Here is a 22,572-nt window from a genome sequence, read left to right on the forward strand (position 1 = left end):
ATACTTCTAGTGTACCATGGGAAGCCAAGAAAAAAACAGACGTAATCATACGTCTGTTTTTTTACTGTTTTTATACTCATTCTTTGTCACTGCATCGTCTTTCAAAACCACAAAAAACGATAGTACGATACCTGCGATGATGACTAAAAAAGGTGCATAGAAAATCAAAAATTCATTCATCTTAATGCCCCCTTATGCATGATGATTTTCTTTTCCTTTTACATACTCTTTATTGAATAGGAACATACGTAATAGTAAATACAATGATGGGATTAGCAGAAGTAATCCAAATATAAACGCCACGATTAAAGCAATCGCCATAGCTTGGTTCGTGAAACTATCGTAAATAGTCAAATACGGGTAGAGCAAGTATGGATAATGCGAAGCACCATAACCAAAGAAGGCGAATATGAATTGTCCTATTAGTAAACCGAATGCTAGACCATATTGCCGCTGTTTCCAGATAAGATAAACCGTTCCTAAGAACAGTAAAAACGATAGTAGAAACATCGGCCAGAATCTTTGAATATTCTCATAGTGTAGCGGGTTATGTTTACGTAATTCAAATATAATCCCGCCCGCAGCGACGATCGTTGGCAATGCCCAGATAAGCGCATACTTCCTTAACAGTTGCGTCGCCTCCGGATCCTTGGCTTTATTCGCATACCATGTCAAAAATGCGGATGAGATATACAGTGTGGCCGCTATGCTTAGTACGACAATCGACCAAGTAAGCGGACTTGTGAACAACTTCCAGTAATCTAAAACCGGCTGACCATTTACCAATTCGATAAATCCTCCTTCAGAAATCGTCAGTACAATCGACAATGACGCAGGAAGTAGTAAACCCGTTGAACCGTAAGCGAATGAATACCCTTTGTGACCACGAGCTCCATACGTTTCGAATGCATAATACGAACCTCGAATCGCCAAAAGGATAATGGCAAAACTAACCGGTACTAACAAGGTAGTCCCGTAATAGAAGGCGGTTTTTGGGAAGAATCCAATAATTCCCACGAAGAAGAATACTAGAAATACATTCGTTACCTCCCAAACTGGTGACAAATAACGTTGAATGACATGAGTCAATATTCGCTGTCGGCCTGTAAATAAACTATATGCGTTGAAAAAACCTGCTCCGAAATCAATCGCACCGATCAAGATGTAGCCGAATAAGAACACCCACAACACCGTAATTCCTAGAATTTCGATATTCATAGAATGTCACCGCCTTTCTCTCGCTGTCGATCTATAATTTCTTGTTCTACAGGATTTCTGATGAACATTCTTCTTAAAACGACTATACTGCCGATACCGAGGACGAGGTATAGAAGCGCAAAGAGCACAAGCATCGTCGGTACCTGACCACTAGTAGTTGCACCCTCAGACGTCCGCATAATATTACGTAATATCCACGGTTGACGTCCTACCTCTGCTAACCACCAACCCGCTTCGAGTGAAATGAAAACGAGTGGTCCTGCTATGACAATGAGCCATCGGAATAAGCGAGACTCAACAAATGACCATCTTCGCCACATACCAATCCAGTATACAGCTGCCAACGTCATCAATAACATTCCGATTGTTACCATAATATCAAAGAGGTAATGAATATATAGTGGTGGTGTATCCTCTTCAGGAAACTGATCCAATCCGACGACTTCAGCACTAGGTACACCGTGCGCTAAAATAGAAAGGGCATACGGTATTTTAATGGCGTATTTAACTTCGCCATCGTCCAGAACACCGTATAAAATTAAAGGAGCATTTTCTTCTGTTTCAAAATGCCATTCAGCAGCTGCCAACTTTTCAGGTTGATACTCCGCTAAATACTTTCCTGATAAATCTCCAATTAATGCTGCACTTACACTGAAAATGAATCCTACTTTCAAAGTCAGATACAAAGCTTTTTTGTGATAAACATGATCTGATCCACGCAACAAACGGAACGCTGCAATAGCTGCCAATAAGAAAGCAGACGTCATGTAAGCTGTACCAACTACGTGTGCCACTTTTGTCGGCATAGCAGGATTAAACATTGCCACAAGCGGGTTGACGTTAATCAATTCCCCATTAACTAAATTAAAGCCTTGCGGCGCATTCATGAAGGCATTTACAATGGTGATGAATACCGCAGAGAATGATGCTCCAAGCGCGACTGGAATAAGTAGTAGAAAATGTTTCTTTTGATTCTCAAAACGATCCCATGTATATAAGTAAATACCGAGGAATATCGCTTCAAAAAAGAAGGCAAATGTCTCCATAAATAATGGTAAGGCAATCACATTTCCAGCCAGCTCCATAAAATTAGGCCACAATAAAGACAGTTGCAACCCTATTGCTGTTCCCGTCACGACCCCAACAGCTACAGTAATAACGAAGCCGCGTGCCCAACGTCTAGCTAGCAAAATATAATGCTCATCGTTCTTTTTAATCCCCACCCACTGAGCTAGCATGATCATGAGTGGAACACCGACCCCAATGGTTGCATAGATAATGTGAAATGATAATGTTAGTTCAGTCAATATCCTAGAATAAAAAACGGGATCCATACGAGCCACCTCCTTTTTTCACGAGAATAATCTTCCTAAAATTGATAGCAACATGATACCCGCGACAATAAATGCCAACCACATCAGCCTTTTCTCTTGTCTCTTATACACATCATCACTCCTTGCACAGTTCTATTTAAGAGTTTCCCTAAAAATTCAATAAAATAACCTCTTTAAATGGATTTGTTGAAATTTAGACGTATATTCAAGTTTACTCCCCTTCGATTTGTTATATAATAATTAATTAACTAATTCTATTTGCTTTTTATACTAATTTGCAGTATAATTGGTTAACTAATGAGAGGTGAAAGATATTGAAAAGAGTAAAACGAAAAGTTATAGCGTATATTACAAAAGGCGAAGGCAGACACCGCAAATTGCTTGTTTATGAGCAAAAGGATCAGCCTGAAGCAGGTCTACAAGTTCCTGGAGGTACGATTGAACGCAACGAACTACTATTGGATGCATTATATAGAGAAATCGAAGAAGAATCCGGTATCGTGCGCGATGAACTTATACTTGAAGGTAAAGTTAAATCCTCTAAATTTTTCCCGGAAGACAAAAATGTAATCTACGAACGTACAATTTTCCATTTTAATTATGTAGGCGAATCAAAGAACGAGTGGGAATACATCGTAGAAGGTGAAGGTAAAGACGCAGGTCAATTATTCAGCTATCGTTGGATGCCGTTGCAAGAAGTGCCAAAGTTAGCTGCTAAACAAGGAGAAGCGATTGAATACATCTGATATCGACCTGATAAGATGCGTATTGCATCGGGCTCACCCAATTAATTTTGCACAATAAAAGACTATTCCAACCGAACCTTAGAAATTCGACTGGAATAGTCTTTTTGCTTGTCTTTTATTTGATTTGCTTTACTTGATCTTGCGGACGCAACTTCTGGAGGGGTACAAACATTTCGACATGTTGATATAAGTTCTGGAAAGTGGCGGGCAATACACCACCGTATTCTCCATCTAAATTTAACAACACTTCATCTTTTGATGTCACTACAATCTTTTCTGCTTTCGCAGAAACGACTAAAGGATCATCCAAATGTTCTCCTCGAGAAGCCAATGTTACCACGCGAATAAACTCTGCGATATTACATTTCTTTAAAATGAGTAAAGTAAAGTACCCATCGTTAATACTGGAGTTAGGAGCCAGTTTTTCAAATCCACCCACTGAATTAGTCAGTCCGATCAAGAACATCATTGCTTCCTCATCAAAGACATTTCCATCATATTCAATACGAAGATGACTGGAATGGATCGAAGGCAGCATTTCAATTCCTTTTAAATAATACGCTAATTGACCAATCACTGTTTTCAATCGGCTTGGAACTTCATATGTTAGTTCTGTCATACGACCGCCACCAGCGATATTAATGAAATAACGATCATTCATCATCCCCACATCGACTGGAATAGAATCCCCTTGGCAAATAATATCCACCGCATCATCAATTTCTCTTGGTATACGCAACGCCCTTGCAAAATCATTGGTTGTCCCCATTGGAATCAAACCAATTTTCGGACGTTTTTCAAAGTGTCCAACACCTTCAATTACTTCATTGAGCGTTCCATCGCCACCTGCAGCAATAATAACATCGAATCCTCTGCGAACCGCATCTTGTGCAGCGGCCGTAGCATCGCCTTCACAAGTCGTAGCGTGAGCGGATGTTTCATAACCCGCATTCTCCAATTTCTCGAGGACTTCTGCTATATGTTTACGGAAGACTTCTCTTCCGGCAGTAGGATTATAAATAATACGTGCACGTTTCATACACTTTCCCCTCGATCCTTTCGTGTCTGAAAGAAATCAGACCTTTACCATCTTCACATAGTGTCTTGCATCATGTTACTTAGACGATTGTAAAACAGGTAGCCAAGTCGAACGGATATCACCATAAACGGCAAGCCAATTTTCAGGTTTGGATGTATATTTAGACATCAATTTCGAATAAAAGACTTTTTGCTTCTCTTCAAAATCGGGTGCTTCCTTGGCCGGTAACTCTGCCCGACCATCCATCACATACTTTTGAAGAATCGGTGCACGAGGCCCCCACTTCCCAACTACTTCACCAGCAGGATCCAGTAGTAGATACATGGGAATGGAACGTCCACCATTCGTCAAATATCGATCAATCAGCTCTGGGTTTTCATCCCGCAATACAGTACGTACTTCTATATTGGCAGCTTCCGCTATTTTACGGAGGATCGGATTATTCAACATGGCATCACCACACCAGTCTTCAGTAATGACTAATACACGGGGCTGCTTTTCTTTCAACAACACAATGAATTCGTCATCCTGAGGCACTTCAAATTCATTATAGATCAAAAAACTGTTTTCCTTATGTGTTTCCATTTTGTCCATATACGTTTGAAGTGAAACAGCTTCTTCGAAATATTGTTGTTCTGTTTTCAATACAATCCCCTCCTGTTTTACTGTATAAGTTAACATGGAAAAACGTCCAGGATCAGACTGTATTGACCTCTCCTGGAACGTTTTTTGATTGATAGATTAGCGTTTCTTGATCTCTTCCATCAATAATTTATTAACAAGTGGCGGATTAGCTTGTCCTTTTGTTGCTTTCATGACTTGTCCGACTAAGAATCCAACAGCACGATCCTTACCATTTTTAAAGTCTTCAATTGACTGATCATTGTTATCCAAGATTTCAGTAATGATTGTACGCAATGTACCTTCATCAGAGATTTGAACAAGTCCTTTTTCTTTGACGATATCAGCAGGATTTCCGCCTTTTTTCGCAAGATCAGTAAATACCTTTTTCGCGATTTTAGAAGAAATAGTACCATCTGTTATCAATTTCACAAGTTGCGCCAAGTTTTCAGGTGTTAGTGGCGTATCATGCAACTCTTTTGATTCTGCGTTCAGATAAGCCGATACGTCACCCATCAACCAGTTGGAAGCTAACTTTGGTTCTGCTCCAGCTTTTACCGTTGCATCAAAGAAATCGGACATTTCTTTTGTTAATGTTAATACGTGCGCATCGTACTCAGGAAGATCCATTTCGGATACATAACGCTCTTTACGTGCATCTGGCAATTCAGGTATTTCCTTACGAACACGGTCAATCCATTCTTGTTCGATATGGACTTCAGGCAAGTCTGGGTCATTGATAAAGCGATAATCATTGGCACTGCCTTTAATTCGCATCAACACAGTGTCACCAGTTGTTTCGTCGTAACGACGAGTTTCTTGCTGAATAGTACCGCCAGACAATAGAATTTTTTCTTGACGCGCTACTTCATTTGCAATACCGCGGCGAATAAAGTTAAACGAGTTCAAGTTTTTCAATTCTGTTTTCGTTCCAAATTTCTCCTGACCGAATGGACGCAGTGAAATATTGGCATCACAACGAAGTGATCCTTCTTCCATACGTACATCAGATACGCCTGTATATTGAATGATTGCTTTTAGCTTTTCCAGAAATGCATATGCTTCCTCAGGAGAACGCACATCTGCTTCTGTAACGATTTCAATTAATGGAGTTCCTTGACGGTTCAAATCCACTAATGAATGTCCATTTTCTGTATGCGTCAGTTTTCCCGCATCTTCTTCTAAATGTACACGTTCAATACGGATTTTCTTCTTCTTGCCGTCTACTTCAATTTCAATCCAACCGTTTGCTCCTACAGGACGCTTATCTTGAGAGATTTGGTATGCTTTTGGATTATCTGGATAGAAGTAGTGCTTGCGGTCAAAGTTCATGATTGGTGCTACTTCACAGTTCAGTGCCATGGACGCCTTCATTCCAAATTCAACAGCTTTTTTATTTAACGTAGGTAAAACACCGGGATACGCGATGTCTGTTACGTGAATGTTTTTATTTGGCTCCGCACCAAAATGAGCGGGTGCTGGAGACATGATTTTAGTATCTGTTTTAAGCTCTACGTGGATTTCTAATCCGACAATTGTTTCGAAGTTCATAATTATTTCCCCTCCTGAATCGATGGAGTACGCTTGTGGAAATCAGTAGCTTGCTCATAGGCATGAGCGACTTTATATAATGTTTCCTCATCAAAGTGTTTACCCATGATTTGCATTCCAACCGGTAGTTCATTAACGAAACCACATGGTACGGATAGCGCTGGGCGGCCTGTAAGATTCGCTGGTACAGCCAAGACATCATTTGCATAATGAACGAGCTGATCTCCGCCTGTTTCGCCAAGCTTAAATGCTGTTGTAGCAGCAGTCGGTCCAATGACTACATCATACTTTTCAAATACAGAATCAAAGTCTTGTGCAATCAAAGTACGAGTCTTTTGTGCGCGTACATACAGTTCTTCATGATGATCCGCACTCATAGCATACGTACCAAAAATAATACGTTTTTTCACTTCATCGCCAAATCCTTCTTGACGGGTACGGAAATATGCTTGCTCAAGGTTTTCAGCATTTTCTGTATGATAGCCATAACGCAATCCATCAAAACGTGAAAGATTGGATTGAGCTTCCGAAGAAGAAATTACATAATACGTAGTTGGCGCATATTGAATATGTGGCAATTCTACCTCTTCACAAATCGCTCCAAGGGATTCCAATACAGTAATTGCTTCTTTTACTGCTGCAGCAATTTCTGCATCTACACCTTCACCTAGATAAGGTTTTGGAACTGCAACTTTCAGACCTTTAATATCGCCTGTTAGAGCTGCCGTGAAATCAGGAACCGCCTTTGCAGATGACGAACTATCATTGTCATCTTCACCTGCGATTACGCTAAGCAATAATGCGTTATCTTCTACAGTGCGTGACAATGTACCGATTTGATCAAGTGAAGAAGCGAACGCTGTTAAACCAAAACGTGAAATACGACCGTATGTAGGTTTCATTCCAACAATTCCACAGAATGCAGCTGGTTGACGAACTGAACCGCCAGTATCTGAACCAAGGGAAAGTGGGACTTCTCCTGCTGCGACTGCTGCTGCGGAACCACCTGATGAGCCACCTGGTACATAGTCTGTATTCCAAGGATTTAATGTATTACCAAAAAAGGATGTTTCAGTTGTGGAACCCATTGCAAATTCATCCATATTAAGTTTACCCATGTTGACAGCGCCTGCAGCTTCCAATTTATCAATAGCTGTAGCATTATAAACAGGTACGAAATCTTCCAACATTTTACTTGCACATGTTGTCGTCATATCTTTTGTTACAATATTATCCTTAATACCAATCGGAACTCCGAAAAGACGTCCGCGTGTACTAGCATCTTCTTGATCAAGTTGTTCTGCACGCTTCGTTGCCTCTTCTTTTGCAACATGAATGAATGCATGAATTTTCTCTTCGTGCTGTTCAATTGTTTGTAATGTTGCTTCTGTTACTTCTTTAGCAGTAACTTCCCCTTTTTGTAAAAGAGCTTGAAGTTCTGTTGCTGTTTTACTAGTTAACGTCATCACTTTTCCTCCTACTATCATTGTGCCATGAATGGTATTCTATACTGCGAATTCGATTACAGAATATCCGGAACCTTGATAAGTCCGTCTTCCTGATCTTCAGCACTGGCTAGCATTACTTCACGGTCCAAGATATCTTTTGGCACATCTTCACGTAGGACGTTGATCATAGCAACCGGGTGCGTCATTGGTTTTACACCTGTAACATCCACTTCTTTTAAATTGCTTACACTTTCAATCAAATCTGCTATCTTTGCAGAGAAATTTTCTTTGTCTTCCTCGGAGAGGCCAATACGGACGAAATCCGCAAAATACTTGACGTCTTCTTTCGAAAATGTTGTCATACATCGTTCCTCCTCATTTTGCAATCGTACAATTAATCATACCATTTAATCAGTTTCTTGGAAAGTTCATGTTACTACCTGAATTTTATTAATAACCGTAGACATGCACGAACGGTTCTTCCCTATCTTGATCATGTACAATCAACACTTCTGGCCCATTCACTGAAGTAACACTTATTTCAATCGGCACACCTTTAAAATGCGTTTTAACTAATGATGTGAGATATTGTGAAAATCCGATTAGTTCCGTTTTACCGAAGAATTGTATAGGAATTTCCACCGTTAATGAATTGAGCCTTTGGTCTTTATAAAAAGCAGTTCCGATGACATTCACAAAGCTCGGGAAGTAATCATCAATATCTTGTTTAAAGTTTTTGAATGTAGTATTTAGATCACGATAATTTCCTGTTGAAGAAGATGCAGGGAGTAATACATACTGCTCGTCCACTTCTTTCCAACCCGTAAATTCGTTTTTGCCTTTTGCGGCAAATGACGTAGCAAAATACGTGCCCGGCACAATATCATTGCGGCTTTCTTGTTTAAATAGTCCTACCGCTATAGGAACATCCGCAAGCTCCGGTTTACTGCGTAATCGACTCAAGATAATATCCGCCATCTTCTTGCCCTTTTCTTCTATCGTTTTGTCATCGATCGAGCGTTCATTACCTTCACGCGGATAGTAAATTGAATTCATCGCAAGACCTATCGATATTCCAGCCAATTTCACTTTTTTATCATCTGTCATCTGTAAATAGTTTTGTTCGACAATGTGCGCCAGATAAATTGGTGCTTCTTCTGCTATTTGGGCAGGGGACATACCTTCCGTAATTGCTGGATTGAGACCTGCTTCAAAATTAGATTTTCTAGAAATCCATTGCTTCGCCGTATCACGATCTATATATTGACCTTCCTGAAAGAAATAATCTTTCGGGTCGTAATACAATGAAGATAGACGTAATAAACCTTCTTCAGTTTCCTGAATATCATACTTCGTATTCAAGTTGTTGACGACCAATCCTCTGCTTGCACTCTTTTTAAATGGAACAGGCGTCCTGTAATACTCTTTCTTGATCTGCGCATCAGGAATGAGCACCATTTCCTGCTCACTTTCTTCTGTTTCTTGCACTGCTTTTTCCTGATCATCACCCGGTGCCGGTACACACCCTGTCAACAAAGCTGCTGACAGAATGCCCGTCGCGAACCACTTAGTCGTTCTTCTCATTCATATCCACTCCAAGGGCATCAAGCATAGCTTGTTCATCCCAAATTTCAATCTCTAATTCTTGTGCTTTCGTCAACTTGGAGCCCGCATCCTCGCCTGCAATAACTAGATCCGTTTTCTTACTGACACCGCCACTGACGGATCCACCAAGCGATTCAATCTGTTCTTTTGCTTCTCCGCGCGTTAATTCAGTAAGCTTTCCTGTTAGTACAATCGTTTTCCCAGCGAAAGGTCCAGTAGTCGGCAACTCTTCGCGTGTAACACCTTTATAAACAGTATTTACACCGTAGGAACGCAACTTATTCATGACTTCTTGAACTTCTTCCGTACTGAAGTACGTTGTCACAGAATCAGCTACGATCGCACCAATCTCAAAGATATTCAAAAGTTCCTCTTCAGTAGCCTGTTCTAAAGCATCGAGTGTACGATATTGTTCCGCTAAGATTCTGGCAACTTTTTCACCGACGTGACGAATGCCCAAACCAAACAGTAATTTCTCTAACGAATTTTCTTTGGATTGTTCTATAGCCGTTAAAATATTTGTAGCAGATTTCTCTCCTATTCGCTCTAATCCTAGTAAAGCTTCCTTCGTTAACGTATACAGATCAGATACATCTTGCACAAGATTCGCTGTGTACAATTGCTCGATTAGTTTTTCACCGACTCCATCTATATTCATTGCTCTTCTTGAAACGAAATGGATTAATGCTTCTTTCATCTGCGCAGGACACTTAGGATTTACACAACGAAGTGCAACTTCCCCTTCAATCCTCACAAGTTCTGAATCGCATACAGGACAGTTGTCGGGCATATGGAATGGCTCTTCTTCACCTGTTCGTTGATCTTTCAATGCCATGACGATTTCAGGAATGATATCGCCAGCTTTGCGAAGCACTACATGATCACCAATTCGGATATCTTTTTCGCGAATCAGGTCTTCATTGTGCAAGGATGCACGGCCAACTGTCGTACCTGCCACCAAAACTGGCACGAGGATGGCTGTCGGTGTAACTACCCCTGTTCGACCTACACTTAGCTCTATATCGACTAGTTTAGTATGCACTTCTTCAGCGGGGAATTTATACGCTATGGCCCATTTAGGACTCTTTGCTGTATACCCTAACTGTTCCTGCGATTCAAAGTTGTCTACTTTTATGACAATCCCATCAATTTCATAATCAAGATTCTGTCTATTTTCTGTCCAGTAGGCAACGTATTCCAATACTTCTTCGATCGTTGCGCAACGTTTACGTTCTTTGTTCGTCGTCAATCCTAGTTCATCGACTTTATTGAGTGCTTCTGAGTGACTGTCCAGCCCATATACTTCAGCATCTCCGCCAACTGCATAAATGAACGTAGCTAAATTTCTACTCTCAGCCACTTTTGAATCCAGTTGACGTAATGAACCCGCGGCTGCATTTCGCGGGTTAGCAAAAGGTACTTCGCCTGCTTCATCACGGTCTTCATTTAGCTTAACAAATGAATTCTTCGGCATATACGCTTCACCACGGACTTCAATCGTCAAGGACTCTTTCAATGTATGTGGTACTGAACGAATGGTCTTCAAATTGGCTGTAATATCTTCTCCAACTGCACCATCTCCACGAGTAGCTCCTTGTACAAGCCGTCCCTCTTCATATTGCAATGAAACAGCAAGACCATCAATCTTTAGTTCACATACATAGACAGCGCTCCCTGTCGCTTCCTTCACCCGTCTGTCAAAATCTCGCAAGTCTTCTTCATTGAACGCATTCGCCAAACTGAGCATCGGATGACGATGAACCACTTTACTGAACACTTCAAGTGGAGCACCACCCACTCGTTGTGTCGGTGAATCAGGATAGATCAAGTCTGGATGCGCTTCTTCAATTGCCAGCAATTCCTGCATCTTTTTATCATATTCTGAATCGGGAACGATAGGGGCATCCAGATCATAATAAGCACGCCCGTATTCATGCAGAAGTTTATTGAGCTCCGCTACCCGCTTCTCTAGTTCTAGAACATCATCCATCTATTTTCCACACTCCTAGGAACGCTTTATTCTTTTTCAATCGGTGCAAATTTAGCTAATAGTCGCTTGATACCTACTGGATTAGGGAATGCAATATCCAACTCCATGTCATCTGCGCTACCTTTAACGCTAACGACAGTTCCGATCCCCCATATTTTATGGGACGCCTTGTCACCTGGTTTCCACTGCATTTTCTCCCCGCCGCTTTCATTGTAAGCTGGGCGTTTAACTGCTGGACGTTTGGCTCTTGCTTTAGGTGCTTGAGCGAACGGTACACTCATGCCATTGCCATCTGCCAACAACTCCGTCAGTTCTTCGGAAATTTCATTAAGGAAACGGGATGGCTGATTGAAGTTCGACTTACCGAACAGCATTCTATGACCCGCACACGTCAGGTAAAGGCGCTGTTCTGCACGCGTTATCGCTACGTAAGCAAGTCTTCGTTCTTCTTCCATTTCTTCTGGATCAGCGAGTGCTCGAATATGTGGGAAGATATTTTCTTCCATGCCTAATACAAAGACCACTGGATATTCCAAGCCTTTTGCTGCGTGCATCGTCATTAGGACGATTTTTTCAGTGGAAGTGTTCTCTTCTTTATCTAACGTATCGATATCAGCTACTAGCGCCAGGTCCGTCAAGAATGCAACGAGTGTCGGTTCTTCCTCTTCTTCCGCGGAACGTTTTTCAAATGCTTCTGTAACGGATAAGAATTCTTCAATATTCTCAAGCCGGCTTTCTGCTTCGATTGATTTCTCTTTTTCCAACATCTCGCGATAGCCGGACTTTTCAATGACCTCTTTTACTAATTCCGTAACAGATAAAAACTCTTGCATTTGCGTGAATCCATTAATCATTTCATGGAATTTCACGGTTTCTGTCAATGCTTTTTTAGGCAAGCCCATGAAATCAACTTCTTGTAATGAATCGAATATGGAACGGTCATTTTGAAGAGAGAATGTCGCCATTCGTTCAAATGAAGTAGCACCAATGCTTCGTTTCGGTTCATTAATGATTCTTGCTAAGGCCAAATCATCATCGTTATTAGCAATCAGACGTAAATATGCCAGCAAATCTTTAATTTCTTTTCGATCATAGAACTTTGTACCACCGACAATTGTATAGTCGAGGTTAGATTTCAATAAGTATTCCTCAATTAGACGAGACTGTGCATTCGTTCGGTACAGTATTGCAAATTGATCAAGTGTTAATCCCATTTCTTCCTTTAACTCAATGATTTGCTGGACAACAAATTGTGACTCATCTTTCTCATCGCGCGCTTTGTATATTGAAATCAATTCGCCCTCAGGATTATCTGTGCGTAATTTCTTGTCGTAGCGACTTTTATTATTGTCGATTACTTCATTGGCGGCTTGTAAAATTCTTTTAGTGGAACGGTAATTTTGCTCTAAAAGAATGACATTCGCTTCTTTATAATCTTTTTCAAAAGACAGTATGTTACCAATGTCCGCACCACGCCAACGATAAATCGACTGATCCGAGTCACCTACTACGCAGACATTGCGAAATTTTGATGCAAGCATCTTGACGAGACGATACTGCGCATTGTTTGTATCTTGGTACTCATCCACATGAATATACTGAAATTTATTTTGATAATACTCCAGCACTTCAGGAACACGCTCAAACAAAACAGTTGTCATCATAATCAAATCATCAAAGTCCATTGACTGATTCTGGCGTAACTTTTTAGTATAACGATCGTAAATATCTGCTAATGTACGCTCATGTGGGTTTTGTGGATCCGAATTTTTACGGAACTCTATTGCATCTATACACTCATTCTTCGCGTTTCCAATAATTCCGAGCATCGCCCGTGGATCATTCTGTTTCGGGTCTAGATTAAGTTCTTTCAATACTCGTTTCATCGCGGTCATTTGGTCCGCACTGTCGAGAATAGTAAAGTTTTTGGATAACCCAATACGATCTACGTACTTCCGTAGAATCCGAACACACATCGAGTGGAATGTCGAAACCCACATACGTTCTCCAGAGCCTGCGCCTAGCAGTCCATCAATCCGATCACGCATTTCACGTGCTGCTTTATTTGTAAATGTAATAGCTAATATATTCGAAGGATACACTTGCTTCTCCACAACCAAATACGCAATTCGATGTGTCAATACACGAGTCTTTCCTGAACCCGCCCCCGCCATAATAAGCAACGGACCTTCCGTCGTCTTGACTGCGCGTGCTTGCTCAGGATTCATGCCTTTTAGTAAATCATCTGATAGTTTATTCATATTCGTACCGCCTTTAGGAACATTTGTTCTAACTATATACTACTCACATAGGTAATGGAACAGATTTTACAGCATCCACTGTTTTAAGAGCCGTTTTTAGATCATCATAAACAACATTTCCCACTACAATAGTATCTGCAATGGCAGCCATTTCTTGCGCTTGTTCTGTTGAGCGTATTCCGCCACCATAAAAGAGACGCGTGTTACTGAGTAATTCTTTCGCTGATCGAACAATTTGCGGATCGCCATATTGTCCACTGTATTCTAAATAAAAGATTGGCAAGGAAAATAAATGTTCCGCCATACGTGCATATGCTTGTACGTCTTCTTCATCTGGGACACGATCGACCCCTGTTACCTTCGCGGCTGTGCAATCTGGATTTAGTATACAGTAACCTTCTGTGACCAATTCATCGAAATTCATCATATGACCGTATTCTCGCAAGGCTTCGTGATGCAAGCCGTTCAGCCATTTTGAATCCGTTGTATTTAAGACAGTCGGAATGAAGTAATAATCGAAACCTGGTGTAACCGATTCAACAGTAGATACTTCTAATGCGAGTGGTACGGAAAAACGACGGAATCGTGCAAGTAAATCCAGTACGTTTTCCAGTGTAACACCGTCAGATCCACCAATGATGACTCCATCTGTCCCCGATTCTGCTACCGCCTCTAGTTGTTCATCAGTAAGGTCTTTGGCTGGATCAATTTTAAAGGCATGCCGCCATGTTTTATAGTCCATTTTTATTTCCACCTTCTTTTTTATGTTATTTTTATATAATTTTTAAAAAACCGGTGGGGTTTTATCCCTGGCCGGTTTTTTTAGTTATTTTTTGATTGGTTGTTCGGGAGTTCCGGATAAAGTCGGTCCAGCATGAGGTTGTAACCGCCAGATCCGTAATCTACACAACGGCGTATGCGGGAAATAGTAGCTGTGCTTGCGCCTGTTTCTTGTTGAATATTATCATAAGTTTTTTTAAGTCGAAGTTTATGGGCTACATCCAGTCTTTGTGCCAGTGATTGAACTTCGCTCATTGTGCAGATATCGTCAAAAAACTTGTAACATTCTTCTACATCCCTTAGTTCCAAAATTGCTTGAAACAGCTGATCTATTTGTTCACCACGGAGTTTATTTATTTGCATGTCCTCGCCCTCTCTCTATGTCGATCTTACGGAGTATAAGTGACGGAAGTAGAAGGACCTGATAATGATGGAACGATATGGATCCAAGTTTTCCCCGCCGTTAATTTAACAGGTATGCCTTGTTCCACTGGGGTTAAAAATCCATCTTTATTTTGCCATTCAATCGTTTTAGCGATCCCTTCATGAAACAGCATGGCCTGGCCGCCAGATTCTAAATCAATTGCGAGCCTTCCTTGTTGATCAACTGTTTGATGATCCATTTCCATCACGATGATGTTCGCCAGTTCTACCCGACGTTCATTTAGCTTATCCACTGTATCAATGCCGTTAACAGATCGATAATACCGATTTTCTTCTTCATTATATTGATACGTACTAATATAATTCGGATCTGAACTGTACGATACTTGAACCGTTGATGCCATATCCCCTATTTTATCACTTTCATCGGGATTTAGGAAAGAAAAGGATGGCTGTGCAGTGATCTTTTCAGAAGCATTCTTGAGACGAAATGCTTCTTCAATATGTTCCTTTGAAATATACGAGTTATGTGGAGCCCGACGATCTGCTGAACGTTCAAATAAAGTTCCATCATGATGTATACCGTTTACATGATCGACTACTTGTTCATCGAGTAATTTCTTTGCATCCGGGCTATAGCCATGAGCAATATAGAATGCATCCATACTTTCTGCTAAGTGTACAAAATAATCACGCGCGCTTCGAATAGGGCCCATTTGATCGGGAACTGTACTTTGAAACAGTGCAGCGTATCGCGTAATTTGACCTTCTGCCAAAAATTCATATATTTGATCAGCGTCCGCAAGACCCGACTGCGGGCGTGCAGCAGGAATATTACTAATTGTCGCCAAGACAGGGCGATGATCCATTGCATTCGTGATCACCTCACCTGTAAAAGGTGCTATTTCATTCTGTTTACTTATAGGTTTCTCTTGTTCATCGGGTACAGATTGGTCTTTCGAAGAACAACCACCTAGACATAAAAAGCTAACTGCGGCTACTAAGAGTACCTTTCGTTTATTCCGTATCAATATACGTTCCTACCTTTCTATTTTAGGAATTAACAGTTCATTTTTCAATACATGGACGACGCCAACCGGTGTAATTCGAACGTGTGGTAAGTGAACGGATTGAAGGAATAATAATGTATAGACAGCATCTCCATGGGCATAGCCCCGTTCTCCTAAAGCCTTTTTCATTGCCAACTCTTCTTCTATAATAACTTCCATCGGTTGGCTGGACAATCCGCCAGCAACTGCTAGTGGTAACGTTTCAATAATCTTGCCATTTTCAGCAAGAGCCATACCTCCACCTATTCTCTTCATTTCATTGAATGCTCTCTCCATCTCTTTCCAGTCTTGTCCAATTATTAGTATATCACCCGTATTTGAATAGGAAGATGCAAAACCTTGCAGATTATTCGCGAATCCTTTCAACAAGGTATTGACCCGCCACTTTCCGTTCTTATCTACTAACATCAAATAGCATTCATCACTAGGGATAATAGTGGGACTCGTGAGATCCAAATCACTTTCATAAACTTTCGTAATGACATCATTCACCATTTGAATCCCTAGTGAGGAAGGAAATGAGAAGTCTTCATCTGTCAGTTCATAAGGCAATTCGAATATCGGTAATGCATCCCAATCCACCGCTTCGAATGCAGCAGTAGATTGACTATCACGAAGCATCCACTTCCCCTTTGACAATACATCAGTAGGCACAGGATTATGTTCATTCTCTAAAAAATTCAACGTCGCAAAACGGCCAGTTGCAATTACACTATGCAAGTCCGTAATATCGTAGTACCTCGCCACGTTATAAGATGCCATTTGATACGCATCAATCGGTGGGACTCCAGCATCAAGCGCTATCTGAATGCATTGATCCATGACACCTTCACGATAGAACGAAGGTGTAGAACCGTCTGTCGTCATCATCAAGTGATCGAAAACATCCCATTCTTTTTCTACAATGCCTTTCAATAAATCAGGTAAATCCGGACGAATGGATGAGTAACGTAATGTAGTAGCATATCCTTGTTGTAATCGTCGTTCTACTTCTTCGACGGTCATTGCTTCATGGTCACCATCTGCGCCTAGCAATTTCATACGAGCCAATGTGCGTTCCGATGCACCCGGAAAATGACCTTCCACTTTTTTTCGAAGTCGTTTGGATTTCGCTACAGACCGCATCATACTTTGATCTCCTTGCAATAATCTAGGCCAACCAGTCAGCTCCCCCGTCATCAACACGTCGGGACGCTCCATCCATTGTGCAATATCTTCTGGATTGAAAAGTTCTTTTTCATTTTGCAGAACGGTCTGTGAATCGACACGTGCCCACCAATAAAAAGAGAATGGCAATTCATTCAATTGATCAATGAACGTAAATGCACTTTGCTTATCGAGCATAGTGAAAAGAAGTAAGTTGTCTGATAAAAACGTTGTAGTTCCACGTCGAGATGCGTATTCAGCAAATGTTTCAGGGTTATATAATTGGAAAGGATGGACATGCGGTTCAATATATCCAGGTACTATTTTCTTTTCTGATGCATCAACACATTCCGTTCCTTCGAGCATAGCGGGCATACGCTCTCCAACGTAGACAATGCGATCTCCCTGAATCCAGATGTTCCCTTGCACCCACTTCTTAAATATAGAATGTAAATATGTAGCATTTTCTATTACAATGTCGGGCGCTTCTTGTCCATTAATAATTGCTAGTTGTGACTGTATTTCTTTCGCACTCCACACGTTGCTCACCATCCCTTTAAAATGTTTGTAGTATTCTAGCTGTTGCTTTATAGTACCATAGCCATCCTGCCAGGAATAGATAGGACAGGATAAGGTTGTCCACAACCCGTTTTATGTTAATCCACATAAAAATGCATACTTACACACATTACCAACAACTTACTCACAGCTTTTCCACTTTTAAATAACAGTTCGTGTGAAATACTGTGGATAACTAGTTATTGTTAACATATCAATCTCTTGCATCGAGAAATAGCAACACTTTTTCGGATGATACTTTACTCTTTTATACAAAAAAGACTGTCTTGGAAGTAATACACTACTCCAAGACAGTCCGTTTTCATTACTTATTCAAATGTACGCCATCCGATATCCGTTCGGTGGAAGAATCCATCCCATTGTTGATCTGCAAGACCGTTATAAACTTTTTCCTGAGCTTCTTTTAACGTAGCCGCTTTTGCGGCTACTAGAAGAACACGTCCGCCATTTCCAACAAAGTGGTCGCCTTCTAGCTTAGTTCCTGCGTGGAAAATGTCCAGTCCTTTGTCAGTCAGTATTTCAAGGTTAGGAAGTGTACGACCATTCACTACATCAGAAGGATATCCTTCTGACGCAATGACAACGCCTAACATGGCTTCTTCATGCCACTCAAGATCAAATGATTCTCCAGCCATGAGAGCTTCCATGAATTTACCAAAGTCCGATTTCATGCGCGGCAAGACGACTTGTGTTTCTGGATCGCCAAAGCGGGCATTGAATTCAATAACTTTTGGACCTTGCTCAGTAAGTATTAAACCTGCATAAAGGATTCCTGTAAAAGGAATTCCTTCTTCTGTCATGGCATCGACAGTAGGTACGACTACGCGATCATACGCTTCTTGTACAATTGCATCTGAAATTTGTGGAACTGGAGAATAGGCCCCCATTCCGCCTGTATTCGGACCACGATCTCCGTCATACGCTCGTTTATGATCTTGCGCAATGACCATTGGATAGATTTGTCCGTCATGGACGAACGACATATAAGAGAACTCTTCACCATCGAGGAATTCTTCGACCACTACACGTGAAGACGATTCACCAAACTTTTGATTACCAATCATATCGTCTACTGCATCCAGTGCTTCTTGTAACTCCATTGCGACGATTACGCCTTTTCCGGCTGCCAATCCGTCTGCCTTCACGACAATAGGAGCACCTTGCTCACGAATGAATGTCTTTGCTTCTTCGGCATCCGTAAATGTTCCATAGGCCGCTGTCGGAATATCATACTTGTCCATGATCTCCTTAGCGAATGATTTACTGCCTTCGATGCGGGCTGCTGCTTTTGTCGGACCGAATACTGTTAGACCTTTATCAAGGAAGTAATCAGCAATTCCCTCTGCTAGCGGCTGTTCAGGACCAACAAACGTCAATGTAACACGCTTTTCAATTGCAAAGTTTGCCAGAGCTTCAAAGTCTGTCGCTGCAATCTGCACACATGTTGCATCTCCTTGCATACCGTCGTTACCAGGCGCTACAAATACTTCTGATACAGAAGGCGCTTGGTTGAACTGTTTGGCAATCGCATGTTCACGACCACCGCTCCCAATTACAAGAACTCTCATGTTCATCTACTCCCTGTACTCTTAGTGTTTGAAATGACGTACGCCTGTAAATACCATTGTAATACCGTATTCATTGGCTTTTTTAATAGAATCTGCATCTTTTACCGAACCACCTGGTTGGATGATTGCCGTAATGCCTGCTTTTGCTGCTGCTTCGACTGTATCATCCATAGGGAAGAATGCGTCAGAGGCAAGAGCTGCTCCCTTTGCACGTTCGCCCGCTTGTGTTAATGCGATTTTCGCAGCACCTACACGATTCATTTGGCCAGCACCAACACCGATTGTCATATGCTCATCTGTTACAACGATTGCATTGGACTTCACATGCTTCACAACTGCCCATCCTAGTTTCATCGCATTCCACTCTGCTTCAGTCGGCTCACGGTCTGTCGCTACTTTAATATCCGCTTCTGCAAAACCATGCGCGTCAGGCTGTTGCATCAACAAGCCACCTTCGACAGATACGGTATTCCACTGATCTTTTTTCTGCTGTTCGAATGAAATCGTCAACAAGCGGATATTTTTCTTTTTCGTTAATGTCTCAAGTGCCTCTTCCGTAAATGAAGGAGCAATAATGATTTCAAGGAAAATATCAGCAAGCTGTACTGCCGTTTCTTGGTCCACTTCTTTATTTAACGCGATGATTCCACCAAAAATAGATGTTGAATCTGCTTCATAGGCTTTTTTGAATGCGTCAGCAATCGTCTCGCCTGTACCTACACCACAAGGGTTCATATGCTTAACTGCAACTGCTGCAGGTTCAGTAAATTCCTTGATGATTTGGATTGCTGCGTTGGCATCTTGAATATTATTATAAGAAAGTTCTTTTCCATGAAGCTGTTGTGCATAGGCGATCGAGAAATCAGATCCAAGTGGGCGACTATAGAATGCCGCTTGCTGATGAGGATTTTCTCCATAACGCAATGGCTGCTTCAACTCGTATGTATACGTTACTTGTTCAGGGAATTGCTCGCCTGCAAGATCTGTTAAGTATCCTGAAATCAATGAATCATAAGCCGCTGTATGACGGAATACTTTAGCTGCCAAGCGACGGCGTGTTTCCAAAGTCGTCTTGCCATCTGCTTTTAGTTCATCAAGTACTGCTTCATAATCCGCTGCATCGACGATCACTGTTACGTATGCGTGGTTCTTTGCAGATGCGCGCAACATCGCAGGTCCACCAATATCGATATTTTCAATCGCATCTTCAGCTGATACATCTGGTTTTGAAATCGTTTCTTTGAATGGATATAAATTCACACATACTACATCAATTGGCTGGATGCCATGCTCTTCCATTTGTGCCTGATGTCCAGGATCATCTTGTTTCGCAAGTAGTCCACCGTGAATCATCGGGTTCAATGTTTTCACGCGTCCTTCCATGATTTCAGGGAATCCCGTTACTTCGTCTACTGCTGTTACGGCAACACCATTATCTTTTAAGTGCTTCATCGTACCACCAGTAGATAATAATTCATATCCTAATTGTTCGAGTTCTTTCGCAAATTCTAGTACACCACTTTTATCCGATACGCTCAACAATGCGCGTTTTTTCAAAGGAATTCCCTCCAGTTTATAAAAAAAGCCTGTCATCACAACAGGCTGATCATTTATTAAATACGTTCTGTAAAGTTGCTGTATATAATTCGTGTTCCACGGAATGGATAGCCAAAGCAGTCTGCTCGACATCCCCATCCACAACGTTAACTGCTCGCTGCGCTAAAATGGGACCTGTATCCATCCCTTCATCTACGAGGTGTACCGTGACGCCAGTTACTTTAACGCCGGCAGCAACCGCTTGTCCAATCGCATCTTTACCTGGAAACGAAGGCAATAATGACGGGTGGATATTGATGATGTGTTCAGGGTATGCTTCCAATAAAACAGGACCAATCAAGCGCATGTAACCCGCTAATATCAACCACTCTACTTGCGCTTCTTGCAATGCATCAAGTACCGCTTGCTCGTACGCCTGCTTCGTTTGAAAGTCTCGAGGACGAAATGCCGCAATAGAAATACCTGCTTCTTTTGCCCGTTCATTAACGAAAGCATCAGGTTTATCTGTCACCATCAAAACGATTTCAGCCGGAATACGCCCCGCTTTACAAGCTTCTGCCAAAGCGGCAAAGTTACTGCCACTCCCTGAAGCAAATATTGCGATCTTTACTTTCTTCATTATGACAATGTCCCGTCATGTTCACCGTTAAACGTTACGCCTTCTTGCTTCGTAACACGTCCGATTACATACGCCTCTTCGCCATGTGTTTTAGCGATGCCAATTGCTTTTTCAGCTTCTGCTTCAGGAAGTGCGACGACGAACCCGATACCCATGTTGAAGACACTATATAGATCACGATCCGTCAATTCACCTTTTTCTTTCAGCATCTGGAATACAGGAAGTACCGGCCAAGCACCCAAATCTACCTCTACTCCAAAACCTTCAGAGAACATACGAGGAAGGTTTTCAAAGAATCCGCCGCCCGTAATATGACCCATCGAGTGCACATCAAGCTGCTGGTGCATCTCAAGTACCGGCTTTGCATAGATCTTAGTCGGCTTTAACAATGCATCAGCTACTGTACCAAGACTTTCATAGCCTTCAATCGTACCATTAATATCTGCACCTAATTGTTCAAATACAATATGGCGCACTAAAGAGTAACCGTTCGAATGGATACCACTTGATGCGATTCCAACGAGTACGTCACCTTCTTGTACACGCTCGCCTGTAACCAACTTGCTCTTTTCACAAGCTCCTACTGCGAAGCCAGCCAAATCGTATTCATCTTCTTCATAGAGACCTGGCATTTCAGCCGTTTCCCCACCAATCAATGCCGCGCCGGATTGCACGCAGCCGTCCGCTACACCTTTAACAATTGCTTCTACTTTTTCTGGAACTGCCTTACCTAGTGCTACATAATCAAGGAAATACAAAGGCTCTGCACCTTGTGCGACGATATCATTCACACACATTGCAACACAGTCAATCCCAATCGTGTCATGACGGTCCGCCATGAAAGCCAATTTCAACTTTGTGCCAACACCGTCTGTACCAGAAATGAGTACCGGTTCTTTATATTCTAGCGCAGATAGATCGAACATTCCGCCGAACCCACCAAATGCACCCGCTACCCCTTTACGAGATGTTCGTGCTACGTGAGACTTCATGCGTTCAACTGACTCATAGCCAGCTTCAATATTAACTCCCGCTTTTTCATATGCCTTCGACATG

General features: G+C 41.6%; 20 protein-coding genes. 1 reads left to right on the forward strand and 19 read right to left on the reverse strand.

What is annotated here, in order from left to right:
• Window positions 1-45 precede the first annotated feature (45 nt).
• From cydS to SporoP32a_RS06395, 3 genes are read right to left on the reverse strand one after another with little or no spacing between them, the layout of a single operon-like run.
• Window positions 46-180 carry a cytochrome bd oxidase small subunit CydS family protein gene (gene cydS, locus SporoP32a_RS17335; RefSeq protein WP_255396873.1) on the reverse strand — a complete coding sequence of 45 codons (135 nt, stop codon included), beginning with the start codon at window positions 178-180 and terminating at the stop codon, window positions 46-48.
• Window positions 181-192: 12 nt separating this feature from the next.
• Entirely contained in the window at window positions 193-1,218 is a 1,026-nt protein-coding gene (locus tag SporoP32a_RS06390) for a cytochrome d ubiquinol oxidase subunit II (RefSeq protein ID WP_085427140.1), read from the reverse strand.
• A complete protein-coding gene (locus tag SporoP32a_RS06395; RefSeq protein WP_085427141.1) occupies window positions 1,215-2,552 on the reverse strand; it encodes a cytochrome ubiquinol oxidase subunit I in 1,338 nt (445 codons plus the stop codon). The genes SporoP32a_RS06390 and SporoP32a_RS06395 overlap by 4 nt, the downstream gene beginning before the upstream one ends.
• A gap of 314 nt (window positions 2,553-2,866) precedes the next feature.
• On the opposite strand from SporoP32a_RS06395, the gene SporoP32a_RS06400 reads away from it, so the two are divergent.
• Window positions 2,867-3,298 carry an NUDIX hydrolase gene (locus SporoP32a_RS06400; protein ID WP_085427142.1) on the forward strand — a complete coding sequence of 144 codons (432 nt, stop codon included), beginning with the start codon at window positions 2,867-2,869 and terminating at the stop codon, window positions 3,296-3,298.
• Between the two features lie 115 nt (window positions 3,299-3,413).
• On the opposite strand, the gene SporoP32a_RS06405 is transcribed toward SporoP32a_RS06400, so the two are convergent.
• The 16 genes from SporoP32a_RS06405 to purM all read right to left on the reverse strand — a co-directional run bounded on the left by SporoP32a_RS06405 (window position 3,414) and on the right by purM (window position 22,571).
• Window positions 3,414-4,337, reverse strand: a complete 924-nt coding sequence (locus SporoP32a_RS06405; RefSeq protein ID WP_085427143.1) for a diacylglycerol kinase — start codon at window positions 4,335-4,337, stop codon at window positions 3,414-3,416.
• Between the two features lie 75 nt (window positions 4,338-4,412).
• Complete coding sequence (locus SporoP32a_RS06410) at window positions 4,413-4,982, reverse strand: thioredoxin family protein (RefSeq protein WP_085427144.1); 570 nt, start codon at window positions 4,980-4,982, stop codon at window positions 4,413-4,415.
• Window positions 4,983-5,078: 96 nt separating this feature from the next.
• Window positions 5,079-6,509, reverse strand: coding sequence for an Asp-tRNA(Asn)/Glu-tRNA(Gln) amidotransferase subunit GatB (gene gatB / locus SporoP32a_RS06415; protein ID WP_085427145.1), 1,431 nt, complete (start codon window positions 6,507-6,509; stop codon window positions 5,079-5,081).
• A 2-nt stretch (window positions 6,510-6,511) separates the two neighbouring features.
• Window positions 6,512-7,975 carry an Asp-tRNA(Asn)/Glu-tRNA(Gln) amidotransferase subunit GatA gene (gene gatA / locus SporoP32a_RS06420; protein ID WP_085427146.1) on the reverse strand — a complete coding sequence of 488 codons (1,464 nt, stop codon included), beginning with the start codon at window positions 7,973-7,975 and terminating at the stop codon, window positions 6,512-6,514.
• 56 nt (window positions 7,976-8,031) lie between these two features.
• Window positions 8,032-8,319, reverse strand: coding sequence for an Asp-tRNA(Asn)/Glu-tRNA(Gln) amidotransferase subunit GatC (gene gatC, locus SporoP32a_RS06425; RefSeq protein WP_085427147.1), 288 nt, complete (start codon window positions 8,317-8,319; stop codon window positions 8,032-8,034).
• Between the two features lie 88 nt (window positions 8,320-8,407).
• Window positions 8,408-9,541, reverse strand: a complete 1,134-nt coding sequence (locus SporoP32a_RS06430; protein ID WP_085427148.1) for a CamS family sex pheromone protein — start codon at window positions 9,539-9,541, stop codon at window positions 8,408-8,410.
• Window positions 9,525-11,552 carry an NAD-dependent DNA ligase LigA gene (gene ligA, locus SporoP32a_RS06435; protein ID WP_085427149.1) on the reverse strand — a complete coding sequence of 676 codons (2,028 nt, stop codon included), beginning with the start codon at window positions 11,550-11,552 and terminating at the stop codon, window positions 9,525-9,527. The genes SporoP32a_RS06430 and ligA overlap by 17 nt, the downstream gene beginning before the upstream one ends.
• Window positions 11,553-11,578: 26 nt before the next feature.
• Entirely contained in the window at window positions 11,579-13,813 is a 2,235-nt protein-coding gene (gene pcrA / locus SporoP32a_RS06440) for a DNA helicase PcrA (protein WP_085427150.1), read from the reverse strand.
• Window positions 13,814-13,856: 43 nt separating this feature from the next.
• Window positions 13,857-14,555, reverse strand: a complete 699-nt coding sequence (locus tag SporoP32a_RS06445) for a heptaprenylglyceryl phosphate synthase (RefSeq protein ID WP_085427151.1) — start codon at window positions 14,553-14,555, stop codon at window positions 13,857-13,859.
• Between the two features lie 80 nt (window positions 14,556-14,635).
• Window positions 14,636-14,956 (reverse strand): YerC/YecD family TrpR-related protein, encoded by a 321-nt coding sequence (locus tag SporoP32a_RS06450; RefSeq protein ID WP_085427152.1) that lies wholly within the window; start codon window positions 14,954-14,956, stop codon window positions 14,636-14,638.
• A 26-nt stretch (window positions 14,957-14,982) separates the two neighbouring features.
• Window positions 14,983-16,008 (reverse strand): DUF3048 domain-containing protein, encoded by a 1,026-nt coding sequence (locus SporoP32a_RS06455; protein WP_085427153.1) that lies wholly within the window; start codon window positions 16,006-16,008, stop codon window positions 14,983-14,985.
• A gap of 9 nt (window positions 16,009-16,017) precedes the next feature.
• Window positions 16,018-17,745, reverse strand: coding sequence for an adenine deaminase C-terminal domain-containing protein (locus SporoP32a_RS06460; protein ID WP_085427154.1), 1,728 nt, complete (start codon window positions 17,743-17,745; stop codon window positions 16,018-16,020).
• A 335-nt stretch (window positions 17,746-18,080) separates the two neighbouring features.
• Window positions 18,081-19,340 carry a phosphoribosylamine--glycine ligase gene (gene purD, locus SporoP32a_RS06465; protein WP_085427155.1) on the reverse strand — a complete coding sequence of 420 codons (1,260 nt, stop codon included), beginning with the start codon at window positions 19,338-19,340 and terminating at the stop codon, window positions 18,081-18,083.
• A 21-nt stretch (window positions 19,341-19,361) separates the two neighbouring features.
• On the reverse strand, window positions 19,362-20,897 hold the full coding sequence (gene purH / locus SporoP32a_RS06470) for a bifunctional phosphoribosylaminoimidazolecarboxamide formyltransferase/IMP cyclohydrolase (protein ID WP_085427156.1): 1,536 nt from the start codon (window positions 20,895-20,897) through the stop codon (window positions 19,362-19,364).
• Between the two features lie 49 nt (window positions 20,898-20,946).
• Window positions 20,947-21,519 (reverse strand): phosphoribosylglycinamide formyltransferase, encoded by a 573-nt coding sequence (purN, locus tag SporoP32a_RS06475; RefSeq protein ID WP_369823358.1) that lies wholly within the window; start codon window positions 21,517-21,519, stop codon window positions 20,947-20,949.
• Window positions 21,516-22,571 (reverse strand): phosphoribosylformylglycinamidine cyclo-ligase, encoded by a 1,056-nt coding sequence (purM, locus tag SporoP32a_RS06480; RefSeq protein WP_085427158.1) that lies wholly within the window; start codon window positions 22,569-22,571, stop codon window positions 21,516-21,518. Before purM ends, purN begins: the two co-directional genes overlap by 4 nt.
• Between the last annotated feature and the right edge of the window lies 1 nt (window position 22,572).

The sequence above is a fragment of the Sporosarcina ureae genome (assembly GCF_002109325.1).
Taxonomy (GTDB): Bacteria; Bacillota; Bacilli; order Bacillales_A; family Planococcaceae; genus Sporosarcina; species Sporosarcina ureae_C.